Source organism: Dysgonomonas sp. Marseille-Q5470 (genome assembly GCF_951230145.1).
Classification (GTDB): Bacteria; Bacteroidota; Bacteroidia; order Bacteroidales; family Dysgonomonadaceae; genus Dysgonomonas.
This window is the reverse complement of record NZ_CATNVE010000010.1, coordinates 56,832-76,196: the sequence shown is the minus strand read 5'-3', so window position 1 is coordinate 76,196 and position 19,365 is coordinate 56,832. Positions and strand designations below refer to the sequence as shown.

The following is a 19,365-nucleotide window of genomic DNA, read 5'->3' as shown; positions in this document are numbered from 1 at the left end:
AATTTACTAATCTTTATTTTGTACAAACTATTGTCATTTAACCTTAAAAACAATGTTCATAAACGTTTTTTCGGAATAAGTAAATTGTGCGAAAAGTTTGTATTTCAAAATCCCTGTATTACTTAATGTGATATTCTGGAAAACCGTATTATCATAATAAGGAATGAAATACTCTAAGTCATTACTTGCTAACACCGGTAAAGTTGTTGCACCCGCACCCTTGATAGACGACGCTGAATTAGTCAGTTCAAATTGTTCTCTGTAAAGAGTATATAAGTCAATAGTAAACTCTTGTGTAGCTGTGTTATAAGATGGGTCTGCGGTATCTGTCGGTAGCACAACAGATGGCATATAAAAGAATTTCGGTGTAACTGCTGAAACTTCCGCAAAAAGTTTTATCCATTTAATCCCATCATTATAATAATATCCGGGGGTTACATCGTTAGTCGTAGCAGTGTTATACACAGTCATTCCTGCTACATGCGCTAGTAAAGGAGAAAATGATGTTGTTGATGAAAGTGAAACGCGTGGTAGCAGTAACCCTTTTGTAGAGCTGTGGTCGGAATTCTCCTGTAAATCGAGTAACGCATTTGAATTTGGTTCATATCCCGAACCGATGGTTACCTGGCCACGTAATAAAGAAGAAGCTCCTAACATTATAACTATGAATAATGTTTTCAGTTTGCTTCTGTTTAGTTTGAAGTTTGTTGGTTTCATTTAGTAAATGTTTTAGTTTTATAATGAAATAATTAATCACTCATTTTTTGCTTATATAATTCTATCCCGTATAAAAACTTCAATACCCTATATTCTCTTCCGAATACTTTCCCAAGCGGCGGTTGAAAATAAATGGGATGACAACAAATATTAAAGACAAACAAATTAAAGACAAACAAGTGGTTACCCCGTTTTATAGGGTATTGAAACTTTTGTATGGGTATATATAGTTCGTGTAAATGTCTGGAGTGGAAAAGAAACATTATGCTATAATTTATTTTTCTAAAGTTTGCTATCTCATTGATTTTTCTGATTAATCAACAAATGTAATGTATAGAGCAAAGGCAAAAATTTATCGTATAGGGTATATCTCCTGTTAAGAGATATACTTTAATATGTAATATGCTGATAACGTGTATTATATATATTCATAGATCTATCTAAATTAAATTTATGAACATATTGCAGATTATGCCTTTTTCTTTTTTATGTCTTTTAATTACTTAAATTCAATTTATTTTCTAATTTTGTAATTAATTAAATATCTCTTAACAGGAGATATTTTTTTTGTTTATTCTTATCTTATTTATAATTAGACTGTTGATGTCTTCTGTGACAGATCTATTTAATGATACAAAATAAATTTGGTTTGTTGTTTGCGAACATGTCTCATCTCTTTTTCTCTTGTTATTTATGTCTTCAATATATAGTATCGCTTGTGCTATGTAGATAGTTTAATAAATCAAGCGTAAAAAGTTTGCAATAAAATGTTGTAATAAATCTCTGGTGTATACTCACTATAGTCTTCTAAAAAAACAGCTATACATCTTGTGATATATAGCTATTTATAATTCCTGTATTGTGATCCCGAAGCGATTCGAACGCTTGACCCACAGCTTAGAAGGCTGTTGCTCTATCCAGCTGAGCTACGGGACCTCACCTTTTGCTTTTAAGCGAGTGCAAAGATAGTACTTTTTATAAAAAGAAAAAGATTTTATTTCAAAAGTTTTCAATTTTTAGTGCTTAAATAAATTAGAGGTTTGTAAATCAAATCTTTATAATAATCTACATGTAAAAGATTATCAAAAGACAAGATATAAAGTCAACCGTTTATTTTATTCATATTATATTTGTATTCTTATTAAAAGAAAAATAATTATGGAAATAAAAGGAAGATTTGATCATTTCAATATAAATGTAACAGATTTGGATAAAAGCATCAGTTTTTATAAAAAAGCATTGGGCTTGAACGAAATAAGGCGTAAAGAGGCTTCAGACGGATCTTTTACTCTTGTATATTTGGGAGATGGTGTTAGCCCTTTTTCTTTAGAATTAACATGGCTGAGAGACCATCCTCAAGCATATGAATTGGGTGAAAATGAAAGTCACTTATGTATAAGAGTAGATGGTGATTATGATAAAATCAGAGAATATCACAAAGAGATGGGGTGTGTTTGTTACGAAAATCATAGTATGGGACTTTATTTTATAAACGACCCCGATGATTATTGGATTGAAGTTTTACCTATCAATAGATGATATATTTCCAACAATTTATTAATACTAATTTATATTGATTTATTCGTTTTTGTTAAACAAATATACATTTATATTATCTTTGTAGCTATTACCATTCATATAAAAATATGGACATTGTCATATCGATACTAATTACACTTTTATTTGTTTTTCTTAATGGTTTTTTTGTTGCAGCCGAATTTGCAATTGTCAAAGTAAGATCTTCTCAACTGGAACTGAAAGCTCAGGCTGGTAGCCGTACTGCAATCCTGTCAAAGCGTATAGTTTCACACCTTGATGCATATCTTGCAGCTACTCAGTTTGGTATTACTATTGCCAGCTTGGCTTTAGGGTGGATTGGTGAGCCTGTCGTATCTAAAATAATAAAAGAATTAATAGGGCTATTCGGATTGGAACTTGCTCCGAATATTCTTTCGACTATTTCTCTTATTACGGCATTTGTTATTATTACTATACTCCACATTGTTTTAGGCGAATTAGCTCCTAAATCGTTGGCAATACAGCGTTCGGAACAGACAACATTGGCTGTAGCATATCCTTTACATGCTTTTTATTGGCTGTGTCGTCCATTTATCTGGATGCTAAATGGTATTGCTAATTTTATACTGAAACTAGTTGGACTACATACTGTTTCGGAGCAAGAAGTGTATAGTAGTGACGAGCTGCGCTATCTTGTTGATCAGGCTAAGGAAAGCGGAAATGTAGATAGTGCCGAATTTGATATTATTCAAAATGCATTTGATTTTTCAGAACGGACAGCACGTCAGATAATGGTTCCTCGCACTCAAGTTGTAGCTATTGATGCTAACGATTATGATGAGAAAACCCTCGAATTTGTAATAGAAGAGGGATATTCTCGCATTCCATGTTATGAAGATAATATAGATAACACTATTGGTGTTGTTCATCTAAAGGATATATTGAAAAAGATGCGAATAAATGGAACTGTAGATATACGTTCTATTATTCGTCCTGTTTCATTTACCCCAGAGACCAAAAGGATTGGTCAATTACTGAAAGAATTTCAAGTAAAGCATCAGCAAATAGCAATGGTGCTTAATGAGTATGGTGGGGTAGAAGGGGTTATTACGATGGAGGATATTCTCGAAGAATTGGTAGGTGAGATTCAAGATGAGTATGACAATGAAATTCCTTTTGTAGAACAAACCGGAGATAATACATATTCTGTAATTGCCACTGCTGCCATCTCTGATATTAATGACGAACTACCACATCCTATCGATAAAGATAAGCAATACGATACATTGGCTGGCTATTTAATAGATAAGTTTGGTCGCATTCCCAATACTCACGACAAGCTTGAAGCCGAAGACTATCAGTTTACTGTAGTAAAGAAAAATAAGGCTTCGATAGTTTTAGTGCAACTCAAAGATCTGGCTCAAGATGAAGAATCTGAAGATACAGAACAAGCCAGAACATCTCAGATTTGAATAAAAAAATAGAATGGATTTTGAACTTCAATATACCGATGATCAGTCTAGTGCTCGCGCAGGGTTGATAACGACAGATCATGGACAAATAGAGACTCCTATATTCATGCCCGTGGGGACGCAAGGTGCTGTAAAGGCCGTCCATATGACTGAGCTCGAGAATGATATACAGGCACAAATAATTTTAGGAAATACATACCATCTGTATTTACGTCCGGGGTTAGATATTTTACAACAAGCAGGAGGTTTACATAAATTTAATAGTTGGAATAAGCCTATTTTGACCGATAGTGGGGGATTTCAGGTTTTTTCTTTGGCTCATAATAGAAAGCTTACTGAAGAAGGTGCCATTTTTCGCTCTCATATCGATGGCTCTAAACATGTATTTACTCCTGAATACGTAATGGATATCGAACGTACTATCGGCGCTGATATAATGATGGCATTCGATGAATGTACACCTGGCGATGCAGATTATACTTATGCAAAAAAATCGCTAGACCTTACAGAACGATGGCTTGATAGATGCATAAAACGTTTTAATGAAACCGAATGTGAATACGGTTATAAACAAGCATTATTTCCTATTGTACAGGGATGTGTATATCCTGATTTACGCAGACGAGCTGCAGAGAATGTCGCTTCTAAAGGTGCGGACGGGAATGCTATTGGAGGGTTAGCTGTTGGAGAGCCTACAGAGAAGATGTACGAAATGATAGAGGTTGTAAATGAGATTTTACCAAAGGATAAACCTCGTTATCTGATGGGGGTAGGTACACCGGCCAATATTCTCGAAGCGATAGAACGTGGAGTAGATATGTTTGACTGTATAATGCCCACACGTAATGGACGTAATGGACAATTATTTACTCGCAATGGGATTATGAATATGCGAAATCAGAAATGGGCTAAAGATTTTTCTGCAATAGAAGAAAATGGAGCTTCATTTGTTGATACTTTGTACACAAAAGCATATCTTCGTCACTTATTTATAACGAATGAAATTCTAGCATTACAGATCGCTTCTATACATAATCTGGCTTTTTATTTATGGCTTGTCAAAGAAGCCCGTCAGCATATAATAGCAGGTGATTTTTTGAGCTGGAAAAGAATGATGATTGAGAATGTTTCAAGACGTTTGTGATTAACTGAATAGAATGAAAATACTATCAATACTTGATAAGTACATAATAAAGAAATTTTTGGGAACATACATATTCTCAATTATTCTTATTATTTCTATATCCGTAGTGTTTGATATAAACGAACGACTTGATAAGTTTTTAAGTAATAATGCTCCCTTAAAAGCGATCATATTCGACTACTACATGAATTTTGTACCATATTACACCAATCTTTTCAGTGCATTATTTGTGTTTATTGCGGTAATATTTTTTACGTCCAAACTTGCTGATAATTCTGAAGTTATAGCAATGTTATCAAATGGGATGAGTTTCAAACGATTGATGAAGCCCTATATGATTTCAGCAGGTATTATCGCAATAGGATCATTCATTCTAAGTAGTTTCATAATTCCACCAGCCAACGAAACGCGTATAAAATTTCAGAACAAATATATAAAGGATAAAAGTGTCGATTATGCAAGTCGTATACAAATGCAGGTAGATAAAGGAGTTATTCTTTATATCGAACGTTTTGATAATAAAACACGACTAGGATATAATCTTTCTTTAGATAAATTTGAAGGTAAGGAATTAAAATCGAGACTGGTTGCAAGCAGAATAGAATATGATACAGCATATCACTGGGTTCTTAATAATTATTCTATACGCGAATTTCATGGTATGAAAGAAAAAATCACAACCGGGACTCGGATAGATACCACACTGAATGTTATACCGAGTGATTTCCTAGTATCTGTAAATGATTTTGAGCAGATGTCAACGCCTAAGTTGTATTCGTATATACAGCGACAAAAGGCCAAAGGATTGGCTAATGTCGGAGGGGTAAGTATTACTCAATTCGAAATAGAATTCCATAAGCGATTCGCATCAGTATTTTCAGCATTTATACTCACCATAATAGGTGCATCTTTATCTGCTCGGAAAATGAAGGGCGGAATGGGACTTAATATTGGAATCGGATTAGGGTTGAGTGTAACCTATATTATGTTTCAGACGGTAAGCTCTTCTTTTGCTGTTTCAGGTACAATGCCCCCAATGCTGGCCGTATGGATACCGAATATTGTATTTATGTTTATAGCTGCATACTTATATTCTAAAGCACCAAATTAATATCTACATTCTTTCTTCTTTGTAGACTATACAAATACTGATTCTTACCAAGTTTCTTTTGTTTATCGTCTCTCTCGGTCACAATAAGTGATTGGAGCTTATGGTATATTACAAAATATTCGATGAATTACCTTGTAAGTAGAGGTCAAATATTGCTCAGCACTAAATCTCTAATTATTAATAATAAAAATAGAACCTACGAATCTCACGACTCATAGGTTCTCAAAAACTTTTACAAAACTACACTACTATCTTGGTTGATAGTATATTTTAAGAATGTCTCTTTCTTTATTTTCCGTTTTAATCAGAATTATTACTCCAGCTTTTATTTCATAAATATCCGGCTAGTCTTTTTTACTGTCTGTTTATTATCTGCTACTTTAACTATATAAACGCTGTTTTGAATAAAGTAAGCGTCAGTGAAGCTTTCGGAACTATATTTCTTAACGTTTTTACTAAATATTTTTTTACCGTTCAGATCGTATACAATAGCCAGACAATCTACTTCAGACATATTGGTTACTACGATAACATTGTTATTTACTGTAATATTGATTAATGCTGAACCTTCATCATCGTCAGTTAGTACAGAGTTGCTGGAAACAATATCGAAGCGATTTTTATCTAAACTACTTTTTCCATTAATCGCATATTCTCCATTATTAACAATAGGGTAGATGTGTCCTGTTGTTAAATCTCGAAGGTATAGTTTACGATTTTCTATATCCGGAGTAACAGATAAGTTTAATGTATAATTTTCATTTATTGAAGTTTTTACATCAAAAGCTGTACCTGTTATTTGTGGTACTGTTGCTATTTGGAACTTCTCTTTATTTGTACCTGATACGTAAATCTGAGTCAAACCATTTTCTAGTAACTTGTATCCATCCCAACCATTATCAAATCCGTTTGTAGTTGCCGGATTTTCGAACAACCATACGCGGTCGGCCGATGAATCACCTATTACATCCATAATAATATGAGGATAAGCTTCGCTATTGCTACTTTTTAATGAACGCCATGCTGATTGATTAATCAATTCGTTCTTTCCTAATTTAGCGTATTTCAAAGTTATCGAACCGGATGTTTTAGCGTTCAACATGAATGTATGCATCGATAAGATCCTATCAGGTAAAGTTGCTTGACCAGCCAAGCTGAATGGTACAGCTTGATATTGTCCTCCGCTAATACCGGTAGCAGTAGATCCATTTAGCTTACGCCATTGGTCACGGGTTCCTGTATTGAATAAGTATACAGTTTCTTCTTCCAATAGTCCGGTACCAAAAGTAATTGCATCTGTTGAAATAGGGATTGCTGCTGTATATGAGTTACCAATCAAATTCATGCCTGAATAATTCACATTCGATGTTTTTGTTAATGGCACAATCGCATCACCTACATTTAGTGTACCTGTGAAATTATATATTTTGTCAGGTAAAGAAGTAGCACTATTGGTCATTTCATAGCCCTTGAATGCTTTTAATTGAGTATCCGGGCTATATGGTGCAGGACGCCATTTGTCTCCGCTGTAAGGCTCTACCCATTGGTTTACAGTTTCTACTCCGGTAGAAGGAAATTCAGAGCTATTTACCGGTATCCCGAAATATTGCCACTGTCTCTTATAGTATCCACAAGTAGAACATTCGTATGCTTTGTTATAGAATTCGACAGTCGCATTTACTGCTAAGTTCGTTGCCGGATTGGTAAAAATAAGTGTTCCTGTAGCTTCATCTGGAGATGTTTTTACGATGATAGTTCCTTTATCAGAGTTACTGTCGTTGACGGTTCCGTTTATAGTTAATTGATTTTGGGTTGTTACTACGAGGTTCATATCCGAGTTATTGGTAAGATCTCCAATAATTCGGTCTTTATCTAAATACAGATCATTAATAGCTGCTCCCGCACCATTTCCATTACCTGAAGGTCCGTTATTAGAAGCGGTTGCAAACTCAATATCATCTCCAGAAGCGGGAATTAATTCTGCTGTCCAGTTAGGCTCTTTAGTCCAATCGTTATCAATAGTACCATGCCAGAAATTCTTATAATTAGGATTAGGACATCTTATTATAATTGTTCCGTCAGGAACATTACATACTTTCTCTAAACGAATATCATCTATATAATAATCATTTCCTTGATTTCCGGTCAAGTCATTTCTGAATGATAATACTATATTATCTACTTTACAACTTTCTTCATCATCAGGTATAGGTACAGAGAAGTATAGTTCCAGATATGTCCAATGATTTTTTACTGAAGTATCCCAGTCTTCTAATTTTTTTGATTTTACTGTAGCTAATACTTCTCCTGTTTTAGGATGTCTTACGTCAATTGCTATCTGCGAAGGTCCATTAACAAGATACAACCAAAGTGAAGCTCTATATGAAGCACCGACTTGTAGAAGTTGCTCCCTTTTATAAAATGAATTTAAGATTTGTCCAGCATTAACAACCATTACAGCCCCATTTTCTGTATTAGAACGGTCTTGTACGGTATTGTTTTCGTTGTATGCCGGAGTCCAGAAATAATATTGATATTCACGATGCCCTAATTTTATATATCCGGGAGCAACAACTGCATAGTGATTATTATCAATAGCATATAGATTATAATCATCAGTCTCTGGATATGGCGTTCCTAAGGTAAAACTTCCGGAAGGCATATATGGTGAGGTTGTTCTACCAAAGTTGATAGATTTATCACTTGTGCCAAAATCTTCAAAAAATATAGTCTGTTCCTCACATGGAGATACTGGTTCTGGATTTACGTGAATGTATACAGTCGCTTTGTCACAAGCTACGGGAGTGCCATTATCGCATACTTCATATACGAAACTGTCTGTTCCTGTAAATCCATTATTTGGAGTATAAGTAAACGTACCATCAATATTTAGAACTAAAGATCCATGAACCGGAGCATTAACCGGAGTAGTGTTTACTATCTGGTTATCGCCTTCGGGATCAAAATCATTCAGTAATACGTTTCCATTTACTGTTTTATTTACTTCACTATAATAAGCATCATCATTTGCATAGGTATGATTTGTCTTATCACTTTTTGGTAATACAGTAATTGTTACTGTTGCTCTGTCGCATGTTGCAGGGTCACCATCATCACATACTTCATATACAAAAGTATCTACACCTTTAAAGCCAGCATCTGGAGTATAGACGTATGTTCCGTCTGATGATATTGTAACTGTACCATGTGAAGGAGGAGTTGTCGGGGTTGTATTTATAATTAGGTTATCTCCGTCAGGGTCAAAGTCATTCGTTAAAAGATTTCCCGATAGAGGTATGTCTTGTTCGGTAACACCTGTGTCATCATTTGCTACAACATTGTTATTAATCGATGGGTCTCGTTCTGGAATAACATTGATTGTAATTGTTGCTGTTGCACATGCTTTAAGAGGTGCAGGAACATCATCACATACAGTATAAGTAAAAGAATCGGTTCCGATAAAATCATTAGCAGGGGTATATGTATAAGTGCCATTTGCATTTATTGCAATTGTTCCACCGTTTACTGTTGTGAAAGAACCTGTAGAAGTAACGGTCTGGGTATGTCCTTCCAAATCGAAATCATTGGTCAATACATTTCCGCTGATTGATTTGTTTTCTTGTGTTACATTAATATCATTAACAGCATTCGTTGTATTCGTTGGATTTATCGTAACTGTTGAAATGTTGTTGCTTAGATCTGGATCTGATTCTTTTGTCTGCGGATATCCTTCTGCTGTATTATTATATATACCCGATTTGAGTACCTTCGCTTTAATAGTTAATACTCTTTCGTTTTTGCTTAGATCAAGTGCATCATATGGTATATCATATACAGTCCATATTCCGATAATTGGATCATAGGTCGTTTGTTGTTGATTCCAAACTTCGGGATCATTACTTCCTATAGGTGAAGGGGTAACAGTTGAGCCCATAGAGGCTGTATGACTTACATATTCATACCCCGAAGGTAATAAATCGTCTACCGTTATATTCTGAGAATACATCATACCTTTGTTGGCTACTTTGATCGTGAAAGTAACCTCACTTCCTATGGCCGGCGTAGAGTTGCTAACTGTTTTGACGACTTCTATATCAGACTTATCCCAGTTGAATGTAAAATTCAACTCCATCGTTTCCATCCATGACCCTGCATAAACATTAAATGTATTTTCATTCCCAATACCATTATTTCCACTAGCCCACCAGATATTCGCAGGGCTATCAGCCCCCGTAGTATTTATAGCCGGAGATTGTACATTATTATTAGCAAAAGTGCCGGATTGATTAGCTGGAACTGTAAACCAATTGGTATTTCTGTTACCGGGACCCCCTGTGTAAACTTTACTATGATCCCAATACAGTTTAACCGTGGCTTTATTCATATCTACCGGTCTGATGTTTTTCATTGTTATCCCAAGACTTTGTTCCATATCGTAGACAGGGAAATGGACCGGAAAGAAATTTGCTGATGTGAATAGCTTAATAACAGTCCCTGCCGGAACAATGTTGCCATTATCATCTTTCCCATCCCAATACACATCATAGGTTCCTGCATCATTAAAGTATCTGAAAAGGCGAACATCACCAGCAGAGTAACTTCCTGAGCCATCAATGTCTACTAGGATATCCAGAATTCCGGGAGTATCCACATATACGATAAAATATGCTTCTCCACCTGTAGCATCCGCTTTTCTTCCAAATCTTACGTCTGTACTAGCAACCGGACCTCGTGAAGTTTTCCAAATAGATTCATCCGGTTCTGCAACAAATAAAGGATACTGATAGCGATTGGATGTTCCTTTAATAGACTTGCGGTTTTCTTCAATATTGGGGTCTCCATTCGCTAATTTCTCGTTTAGTGGTCCAGAGTCATTAGCAAAAAATACTACATAACCCGCATTCGATTTTCCAAAATTGACATACTTAATATAATAATCGTCTGTTTGTGCAGAATATGTATTATCTACGGGTACATAGAATCCAAAATCATCGTGAAATGAAGAAGTATTTGTTTGACCGGCTGTAGTAGGAAGGCCACTATAAATACTCCAATACCTACAATATACACGGCCTGGACGCTTGGTCGTTCCGGAGGCAACCGTAACATCCCAATCGGTAATTTCCCAACCAGTGTTACCCGGACTAGCCATTTCTACCCAAAAAGCTCTATCTTGACCGGTATTGTTTGTAAATTGACCACCTGCGTTCGTATTGGTAGCACTTGCGGTTCCTGTGGTAGGATAACCTCCCGACGTTAAAGCAGAGGGGCCGACAAAAGCTTGAGCCTGTGTCAGACTTGTATTGGTACTCGTTCTTCCTTGTAAATTACTATTAGCTGTTGTAACTGCCGTTTGTCCTGAACCTGAAAGTCCTGAAGGGAAAAATGTATTATATCCTGTCGATGAGTTATCATAATACCAAGTAAAATTGCTGGTGGTCGAACTCTTAAAGCTAAAGTAGACAGTTTCACCCGCTTTTACATAAACATAGAAGCGGTGATTCGTATCATAATTCGTAGTTGCACTAGGCCTCATCATGCTTCCGCGAGTATCGTAGCCTGTATTTCCTGCAGTATTTCCGGGAACATACAACGAACTTAGACGACTTACTGTCGTAGAGCCTTTCCAGTTACCGGAACCTTCAGCATGAATATATGATACAGATATTGTAAAAAACAATAATAGAAATAATAGATAAAGGTTTGATCTTTTATGATGAGTAAAAAAGTATCTTTCAACTTTCAAACTTTGATTCGGATAAACCTGAGTATGGTATTTTTTATTCATAATTCAAATAATTAACAGACTTATTGGATCGTATCCCTGATGTTTTATATTCAGCTTTTAACCAATCTATCATTAATTTACTTTTGTGGCTATATTGCAAACCTTCGTATTAATTTTTAAATTTCCACATCATATACATACCAGTGATTACGCTCAATCTTCGATGGCAGTAACAATTTATATGTTTCATCACCAAATTCAGGAGGAGGTAATGGACCCGTAGCCTGATATGGTAATTTTATCTCTATGGCACTACTTGCATTATCTCTTTCATTTATATAAGTGATTAATGTCAAGTTTGTAACATTTCCTTGATCTAAAGTATAGGATGAAACTGAGCCAGTTGCACTCCAAGCTGTCCAGTCGTTAGAACTTGCTAGATTATCTGTTTTTGTAGATGGTTTAAATACATACGTATTTTTATCAAAATCAATGTATTTGTAACTATATTGAGCTTTGCTGTCTACTAAAGGAGTACTATAATGTTGCGCAGAAAGTTTTACATTCAGTTGAACTTTTGCTAGAGCCCTAACTAATGATACATTATTGAGTTGATAGTTCGTATTGAAATCATGAGTCTTATTTCCGGACATTAACAATGGGGTTGTAATGTTCGCAGACCATGGGTTATTTACTCTTTGCCAAATAGCTTGTAGGTCTTCTATAGCTGATACTTCATCAAGGTTTGTTTTAATTGTAGAGCAATTTGCTACTATATATACATTTCTATTACCAGCCTCAGCCTGTGTGAGATTCAATGAGACTTTCTTTGTGCTACTATTCCAAGACCCTCCGGTAAATGTTACTCCTGAAATATAATATTTAATTAACGTCTGAGAACTTGTAGTCGGGAAAAGGAATACATATAAATCATTTACAGTCTGCTCTTCTTCCGTTCCATCACTTTCGGCTTTCGTTATATTTTTAATGTAATTATTTACACTTAATGACAATTCTATATTGTTGTTATCGAATCCTGGTTCCGGCGTCTCTTCATTTGAACAAGCAACAAAGAAAAGGCTCAGAAAGAATGTTACATATATTATTTTTTTCATAGTCTTTATCTTTTATTTGCTAAAAGTTTTTACCAATGCATCGTTGTAATATACCTGAAGGTATGACCCATCTCCCACGCTAGGAATAGTGCTTAGGGTATATCCTACAGATGCCGTAGGATCAAAATTATTAAACGATTTTTCGGTCGTATTATCAGAAAACTTGAATGGTGCGACTGTCTTCAGCACAATGTCATGCGGAGCACAAGCTTCTATCGTATTGCTTATTGTTATTTTTCCGTCCTCATCAATTCCTACATTGTAGCCATATCCCATGTAAGTTGCGCTCTGCTTGATCTTCCATGGATCGATACTATAAATGATCTCGATTGTTTGTAATTTTTTTATACTAAAAAAATAATGATGGTTACGGTAAATATTATAATCTGGTTTTTCTGTTTGATTTCCTGTGGCAAAAGACAAATAATCGCTCTCAGCTATGGTACCGTCATATGTTATGATCGGAATTTCGTATAGCGTTCCGTTCAATGTTTCAATAACAAAGTAATTGACAGGCCGATGAGAGCTTGCCGACCAGCTAGGAGCTGACATCAGAGCCTCCGGCATGTAATATATAAACGAATTATCTACCTTTTTTAACGGTTTATCTTCGTAATAAATCGGTACGATTGGTGTTAACGGAGATTGTAGACTAAATTGTCGATAAGCATTTTTATAATATATGCTTTTTACGCCCAAATTAGTTGTAGAACCGTCTATTTTTACCTCTAGTCTTGCTAGTACTCGAATAAGTTTTACTCTGTCTTCGCCATTAGGACGAAAGGGTAGGGGTGAGTAAATATTTCCGCCTTGAGTAATGGTCTGATTCTTGTATATTCGAGACATTGGGAACCCTTTTGTTTCAGTAGCATTTAGATATAAGTCTGTGTCTAAATCTCTAAAGGTATTCATATATGATTCCATAGCAGACCGCGTGGTTATGCTTTTTAAGGCTGCTATGGGCATATTAGCTACAAAATAAAAATCACGTTGACCGGGCCCCGGATTCAGTTGTACAATAAAAGACTTGTCTTTTTCTGAAATAGGAATATTTTCATCAAAGTATTCACCCACCTTTATACCGCTAGATGAATCGAAGACCAGCATAGCCAAGTCATGAACCCGGTCTTCATACTCTATATCATCTGCATTCAAAGTCTCTAATCCTTCTGCCTGGGCTTTAGTTACCGAGAGATAAACTACCGGCTCGGATTGCGGGTTCTTTTGATCATCATAAATTAGAGAATCACAACCTGCAAATGATAATGAAAGTCCTAAAAGTGATATATATATTAAGTATAATCTTGTCATAATCATATAGATTATTAAAGCAAAGAATGCTTTATAATTATAAATCTGTGCTATAGCTATGTACAAGCCAGTTGTTTACATAGATTGCGCAACTGAAATTTGTCCCGCACTCTGCACAGTAATCTTTAAGTACAAATTTTATTGTAAAATCGTTTTCACAATTCAAATTAATTCCTCCATTAACAGTATTCATCAAAATACTACCTATAAGGTCTCCGTTAAATACTTGCTGGCCTGTTTTGGGATAATTGATAGTCAAATTATTATGATATCCGGTAACAAGCTCTAACATAGAGAAATTCCATGTTACACTATTATCTGTGTAAACAGTATTTTGTTGAGGATAATATATTACAGGAGAATTATATGGCATAGAACCATCTATATTTATAGTTCCATTAGCCGATGATACAGCCACAGCTAAATCTTGAGGCTTTAACTCTGTGATTGTTGCATCAAATTCGACAATCACTTTAACACGATTGGTTAACTCGCGCAAATTGATTTTAGTATGCTTATATAGTGATCCACTTTTTTCAGGATCGGGCAAAAATACCGTTGGGCTTTCACCTTGCCAAATGCGTTCAGTATTGCTTAAACTAGCCGCTCTACTTTCTGATGACTTAATAGCTAACATTACATCTTTCTTTGTTGTAATGCCGGAAGAGAAAGTGCTTCTTGTAAAGTTTTCGTTTACTCCTGTCCATGCAATAAATGAGAAGTTTCCGTTCGAAACAGGAACAAGCACTTCAAAATCGCGGTTAAGAGTTACATTCTGCTTGCTCACTGAAGTTACAAGTTTACCCTCTTCATCAAACGCAAACACTGTGAGTGATGATGCTTCACCTATGAACGTTGAATCTACAGCACAAGGTGTCATTGAAAAAAACTTCACGTATACACCTTGGGGACAGTCTTCTAAGTCGTCATAAATAAGAGAATCACACCCCCAAAAAATTGCGCTTAATGTTAACGCGGTCATCAATATCTTAATTCGCAAATTCTTCATTTGTTGCATTTTGTATATAATTGATGTTTTAAAAGACTGGGGGAAAAAGGAATCCTTACTTCCCCCAGATATAATTAGAATTATAAATTTTCTATAAATCAGATTCCCAGATCAATACTATAAGAATGAAGTTGCCAAGGTAATACGGTAACATCTACACTCATCCATGTTTCAGGAGTAGTCAACGGATCTGTTGGATCTACAGGATTTTCCGGTTCCTCTACACCTGGTACGTTTGGCCTAGGATCGGGATTCAATGGTTTTTTAGGACCATTCGGATTTGATGGATCTACCGGTTCTCCTTTTGGATTATTCGGATCTTCAGGGAACAATGGATTCCAGTTAGTTCCTAAATTTTTAAATCCTGTAATATGGATATGATATACATTATTTCTTACAACCGGAGAATTATACCATGTAGGAATATTATCAGGATTAACCCATGCATAATACAATACTTTACCTTTTACATATCTTGCTACAGTTTGTCCGGTTACACCACCTTTGCTTGGTGTTACAGCATTTGCAGCGCTCACATAAAATTTACCATTCGCTCCTACGAAGAAGTCATCACCTGCTGTATAAGTTTCTCCGTCAGCAAAAGCCGCAGCAGAAGGTGTGAATTTAGCTCTGATAAGAACATATGCAGTGTTACCCTTCTTGTAACCGGATTCATTTCCGGCTCCATAGGCGTGAGTGTTTGGCAGGATAAATTTACCGGATAAGCTAGCTTCTAATTCATCTGTTATAGCCGATGATGGATTTGTTGCATAGTCACTCATAGTAGCAACATTAGTTCCTCCAAACTGAGTTGTTGGATCATATTCTTCGAATAAACCTGAGTAATCATATTTCGAACTTGAACCTGTAATTTCGGTACCCCAATATTGAGCATCGGTAGTTGGTACCCATCCAAAATTAGGTGTTGCGAAATCAGCTTTACGTTGAAGATAAAGAGAGCTTTCTCCTTGTGCCAATACCCATTTGATTTCAGAAATTGTACCTAAGATGGTAGAACCGTTTCCTGCAGGAACATCATAAGTTAGTCCTTCAGTGGATACCATAACACGTCCAACAGTTCTTTCTACAACTAGACTAACACGGTTTTTAGGAGATGCAGCGGCAGTAGTTTCAGCAGCAGACACATAATTAACGACATCAATTGTTTTAGGTTCAACACAAGTCATTAGAATTTTCTCGTCTGTTGTTCCATTTTTTATAGCTAATTTTTCGGCAGAAGTACTTACAGTTGTACTTGTACCCGAATTAGCTATATACAAAGCAGCTTGAGCATATGCGTTCTCGAATTCAGCAACAGGTGTTTTAGCCAAAGCATTTTCAACCTCTGTCGTTCCATTTATTAATACATAAACCTTTTTAACTCCGGCAGTTGTTTTAATGGCAGCCGATTCTTGAGGAACTAGAGTCACCTGCCCACTTATTACTTCTTTTTTATAATCCGTTCCTACATTAAAAGATTGAGCAGTAACGGAAGCACCGTCAATAAGATAAATAGCCACTTTGGTAATGTCATCTCTTCCCGCCCATTCTCCAATCAAACGATAGTCGTCCGGTAAACTTTTTCTTGTGCTCGAAGACATACTAAGAGTGATACTAACATTTGTAGTAGTCTCTTGTTCAGTAGGTGAATTTAAATTATTATCATCGCTACAGGCTGTAAAAGCAAGCCCTAGGACTAGTACAGCTATTAAGAATAGTTTTGCTTTTTTCATTCTTTTTAAATTATTACGTCATGTTTTACTTTCTGAAATTTTACAATTAAATATTTTGCTTATATTTATTTTATATTGATTGCTTTTTGTAGTGTTTCAAGATTTTTCTTTCCATCGACGCTGCCACTATCGGCTGCTTTTGCAAAATAATCTAAAGCTTTCTCTGTATTTCCTTTTAATATATAGGCTACACCAAGGTTATTCCAAGCTTTAGGATTACGTTCTATTTTATTTAGACGGTCAATTGCAGCATCTAGATTTTTACCTTCAATATCTGCAGCGGCAGAGTTCATTATAGCGATATCACTTTCAGGATACAATCTTACTGCAATATCAAACACTTCTCTAAATTCTTTGCTGCTAGTTGGATAGCTATGGGCTACCAGATACATTTCATTCAAACTAAGTAGTTTTGGGTTCGTTTTAATAATCTGTCTGGCTTCTTCAACATTAAATGGGCGAACAACATAAGCAATAGCATATTCTGTACGGCGTAATGGAGGATAATATTCGTTCAATAATGTACGGTAGGTTTCTCCATTCGATAACCTCTTTAATTTTGCATCGCGAGCATCAGGGTTCGAGGTCTTATCTATTATGTCTAAAATAGCTTGTTTATTAGATAAATTAGATGCATAAACAGCATTTTTCAACCCTGCCCAATCTTCACCAAAGCCCTCTACAGTAAATTTATTGCGGATGATGCCAAATTTTGTAACAAGATAGTCGGCAAAAGAATTAGCCCTGTTTTCTGATAGTACTTTGTTATGCTCAAATCCGCCTTCGGGAGAAGCGTATCCTGCGATACTAAATTCAGTTATCTGTAGATCATTATTGTTTTGTATTTCGCCAATAACTCTGTCTACTTGATCGAACTCACTCTGATTGTTTCCGAAATCACGAAGTAGCTCATAACGATCGACAATATAATTAAATGTTGCAGTATGTCGGTCTTTTCGAGCTTTTACCTCTACTTCAGGAACAATAAACGAGAGTTGATAAGATGCTAGATCTCTTTTGGGTAGTATGTTTTGCGCTATTAGCTGATCGTCTAATACGGTATAACAATTTGCACAACCAGAGGTCGTTCTCAACATAGATATGGAAGCATCGTCCATCCATGCTCTGTAAGGTACAGATACATTATAGTCTACGGATTGAGCTGTGTTGTTATTTCTTTTTATTATAGCATTAGGCTCAGTACTAAAAGGAAGATCTTTTCCGAATGTGCTGTTACGATTCAATATTTTATTTCGCAAGCTTCCTGTTACAACGACAGGAGGGAGGCTTAGACTATCCAGTTTGTTTTGATTAGACTTAAGTATTGGAGTTAAAATAACCATGTCATTTCTATTTACATGTATTTCATCCAGAATGACATCCATTTTAATGGCAACTTTATTATCTTGTTTAATAAAGTGCTCTCCAGATACCTTAACTTGCTCGGATTGCGCTTGTGAGTGTACAGGTATTATAAATCCTGCCAACGATACAAACAAATATATTTTTAAGATTATTGTTCTTTTCATGAATCTTTATTTTAAGAAATAAATAAAAGATAGGCCTAGCTTAGTTACTCCCCAATAATTATAATTTCCTTCATCTAACTTTGTACCACATTCTTCGCATGGATACTCATCATAATGAATACGAGCATAACCGGCTCCGATATTAAATTCAAAATTCCAACGGTTACTGATTACCCATTGATAACCATAACTTATACCGCCTCCGTATAGATAACCTTCATACCTTTTATCTTTAAGGACATCTAAACGTCCGATAGGAATATCCCAGCCTCCCACATTGAATTGAGAAGCATGTGCGTGTATTCCTAAGAAATGTCCGTTAAATGATTCACAAAACCACCAACGGTATTCGGGTTGAACAAGCCAATGCTTAAAATTCTTATTGTCGGAAAAAGAGAATACATTTAATCCTCCGCCAATTTCTAGCGTACTCTTTTTACTTAAACCAACTTCTAGCCCTAAGTTAGGCGTTGTGGTTGCCCAATAAGCTAGATTTGTTTTTATAGCTATTTCCTGACTTTTTACAACAGTAGAAAAGCTAAAAAAAATCAAAAAGGCTAAACAGGCACTTCTTAATTGTTGATAAATATTCATTTTCTTGAGATATATAATGACCAGTGTTTTGTTAATAAACTCGAAAGGCATTTCCTGTAATTTTATAAAAAATAAAACCAATTAACTCTATTTCTTTACTGTTATAGCAACATTTATCCCTACAGTTTGTCTCTAAACCGTGTTTAATATAAAATTTGCGCATATTTGTAATCTTTTATTCTATTATATGTAGCCACTATTTATTTTTATTTCATAAAATTTAGAAAATCTTTATTGAAAATTAAATAATTAAAAGGCTGTTTATGTTATTTTGCTTTGTACAAATATCTATTTATATAACTTTATTATATGTGCATTTTTGTAGAATATTGCAGTTTTTAGTTTCTAATTTCCATGTATTTTCATAATATTATAGTATAATGT

12 protein-coding genes and 1 tRNA gene are annotated in these 19,365 nt (G+C 35.3%); 4 read left to right on the top strand and 9 right to left on the bottom strand.

Annotated elements, in window-relative coordinates:
• Positions 1 to 33 precede the first annotated feature (33 nt).
• Positions 34 to 717, bottom strand: coding sequence for a phage tail-like protein (locus tag QOX35_RS14270; protein WP_283687487.1), 684 nt, complete (start codon positions 715 to 717; stop codon positions 34 to 36).
• An 862-nt stretch (positions 718 to 1,579) separates the two neighbouring features.
• Positions 1,580 to 1,653 (bottom strand) — tRNA-Arg (locus tag QOX35_RS14265).
• A 222-nt stretch (positions 1,654 to 1,875) separates the two neighbouring features.
• Here QOX35_RS14265 and QOX35_RS14260 point away from each other — a divergent pair.
• From QOX35_RS14260 to QOX35_RS14245, 4 genes are all read left to right on the top strand, one after another.
• Complete coding sequence (locus tag QOX35_RS14260; protein ID WP_135106024.1) at positions 1,876 to 2,256, top strand: VOC family protein; 381 nt, start codon at positions 1,876 to 1,878, stop codon at positions 2,254 to 2,256.
• A 107-nt stretch (positions 2,257 to 2,363) separates the two neighbouring features.
• Positions 2,364 to 3,707: a hemolysin family protein gene (locus tag QOX35_RS14255; protein ID WP_252637464.1), complete on the top strand. Its 1,344-nt coding sequence runs from the start codon at positions 2,364 to 2,366 to the stop codon at positions 3,705 to 3,707.
• A gap of 13 nt (positions 3,708 to 3,720) precedes the next feature.
• Positions 3,721 to 4,851, top strand: a complete 1,131-nt coding sequence (gene tgt / locus QOX35_RS14250; RefSeq protein WP_135106028.1) for a tRNA guanosine(34) transglycosylase Tgt — start codon at positions 3,721 to 3,723, stop codon at positions 4,849 to 4,851.
• 13 nt (positions 4,852 to 4,864) lie between these two features.
• Positions 4,865 to 5,962 (top strand): LptF/LptG family permease, encoded by a 1,098-nt coding sequence (locus tag QOX35_RS14245; RefSeq protein ID WP_283687486.1) that lies wholly within the window; start codon positions 4,865 to 4,867, stop codon positions 5,960 to 5,962.
• 325 nt (positions 5,963 to 6,287) lie between these two features.
• Here QOX35_RS14245 and QOX35_RS14240 read toward each other — a convergent pair whose 3' ends face one another.
• The 7 genes from QOX35_RS14240 to QOX35_RS14210 form a co-directional block, all read right to left on the bottom strand.
• Positions 6,288 to 11,750, bottom strand: coding sequence for a cadherin-like domain-containing protein (locus QOX35_RS14240; RefSeq protein ID WP_283687484.1), 5,463 nt, complete (start codon positions 11,748 to 11,750; stop codon positions 6,288 to 6,290).
• A gap of 116 nt (positions 11,751 to 11,866) precedes the next feature.
• Positions 11,867 to 12,805, bottom strand: coding sequence for a fimbrial protein (locus tag QOX35_RS14235; RefSeq protein ID WP_283687483.1), 939 nt, complete (start codon positions 12,803 to 12,805; stop codon positions 11,867 to 11,869).
• Positions 12,806 to 12,817: 12 nt separating this feature from the next.
• Positions 12,818 to 14,116 carry a fimbrial protein gene (locus QOX35_RS14230; protein ID WP_283687480.1) on the bottom strand — a complete coding sequence of 433 codons (1,299 nt, stop codon included), beginning with the start codon at positions 14,114 to 14,116 and terminating at the stop codon, positions 12,818 to 12,820.
• A 37-nt stretch (positions 14,117 to 14,153) separates the two neighbouring features.
• On the bottom strand, positions 14,154 to 15,125 hold the full coding sequence (locus QOX35_RS14225; RefSeq protein WP_283687479.1) for a FimB/Mfa2 family fimbrial subunit: 972 nt from the start codon (positions 15,123 to 15,125) through the stop codon (positions 14,154 to 14,156).
• Between the two features lie 98 nt (positions 15,126 to 15,223).
• Positions 15,224 to 16,858, bottom strand: coding sequence for an Mfa1 family fimbria major subunit (locus tag QOX35_RS14220; protein ID WP_283687478.1), 1,635 nt, complete (start codon positions 16,856 to 16,858; stop codon positions 15,224 to 15,226).
• A gap of 65 nt (positions 16,859 to 16,923) precedes the next feature.
• The gene (locus QOX35_RS14215; RefSeq protein WP_283687476.1) at positions 16,924 to 18,387 is read right to left on the bottom strand and encodes a DUF3868 domain-containing protein; all 1,464 of its coding nucleotides are present in this window, start codon (positions 18,385 to 18,387) and stop codon (positions 16,924 to 16,926) included.
• A 6-nt stretch (positions 18,388 to 18,393) separates the two neighbouring features.
• Positions 18,394 to 18,981 (bottom strand): DUF3575 domain-containing protein, encoded by a 588-nt coding sequence (locus QOX35_RS14210; RefSeq protein ID WP_252637454.1) that lies wholly within the window; start codon positions 18,979 to 18,981, stop codon positions 18,394 to 18,396.
• Positions 18,982 to 19,365 lie beyond the last annotated feature (384 nt).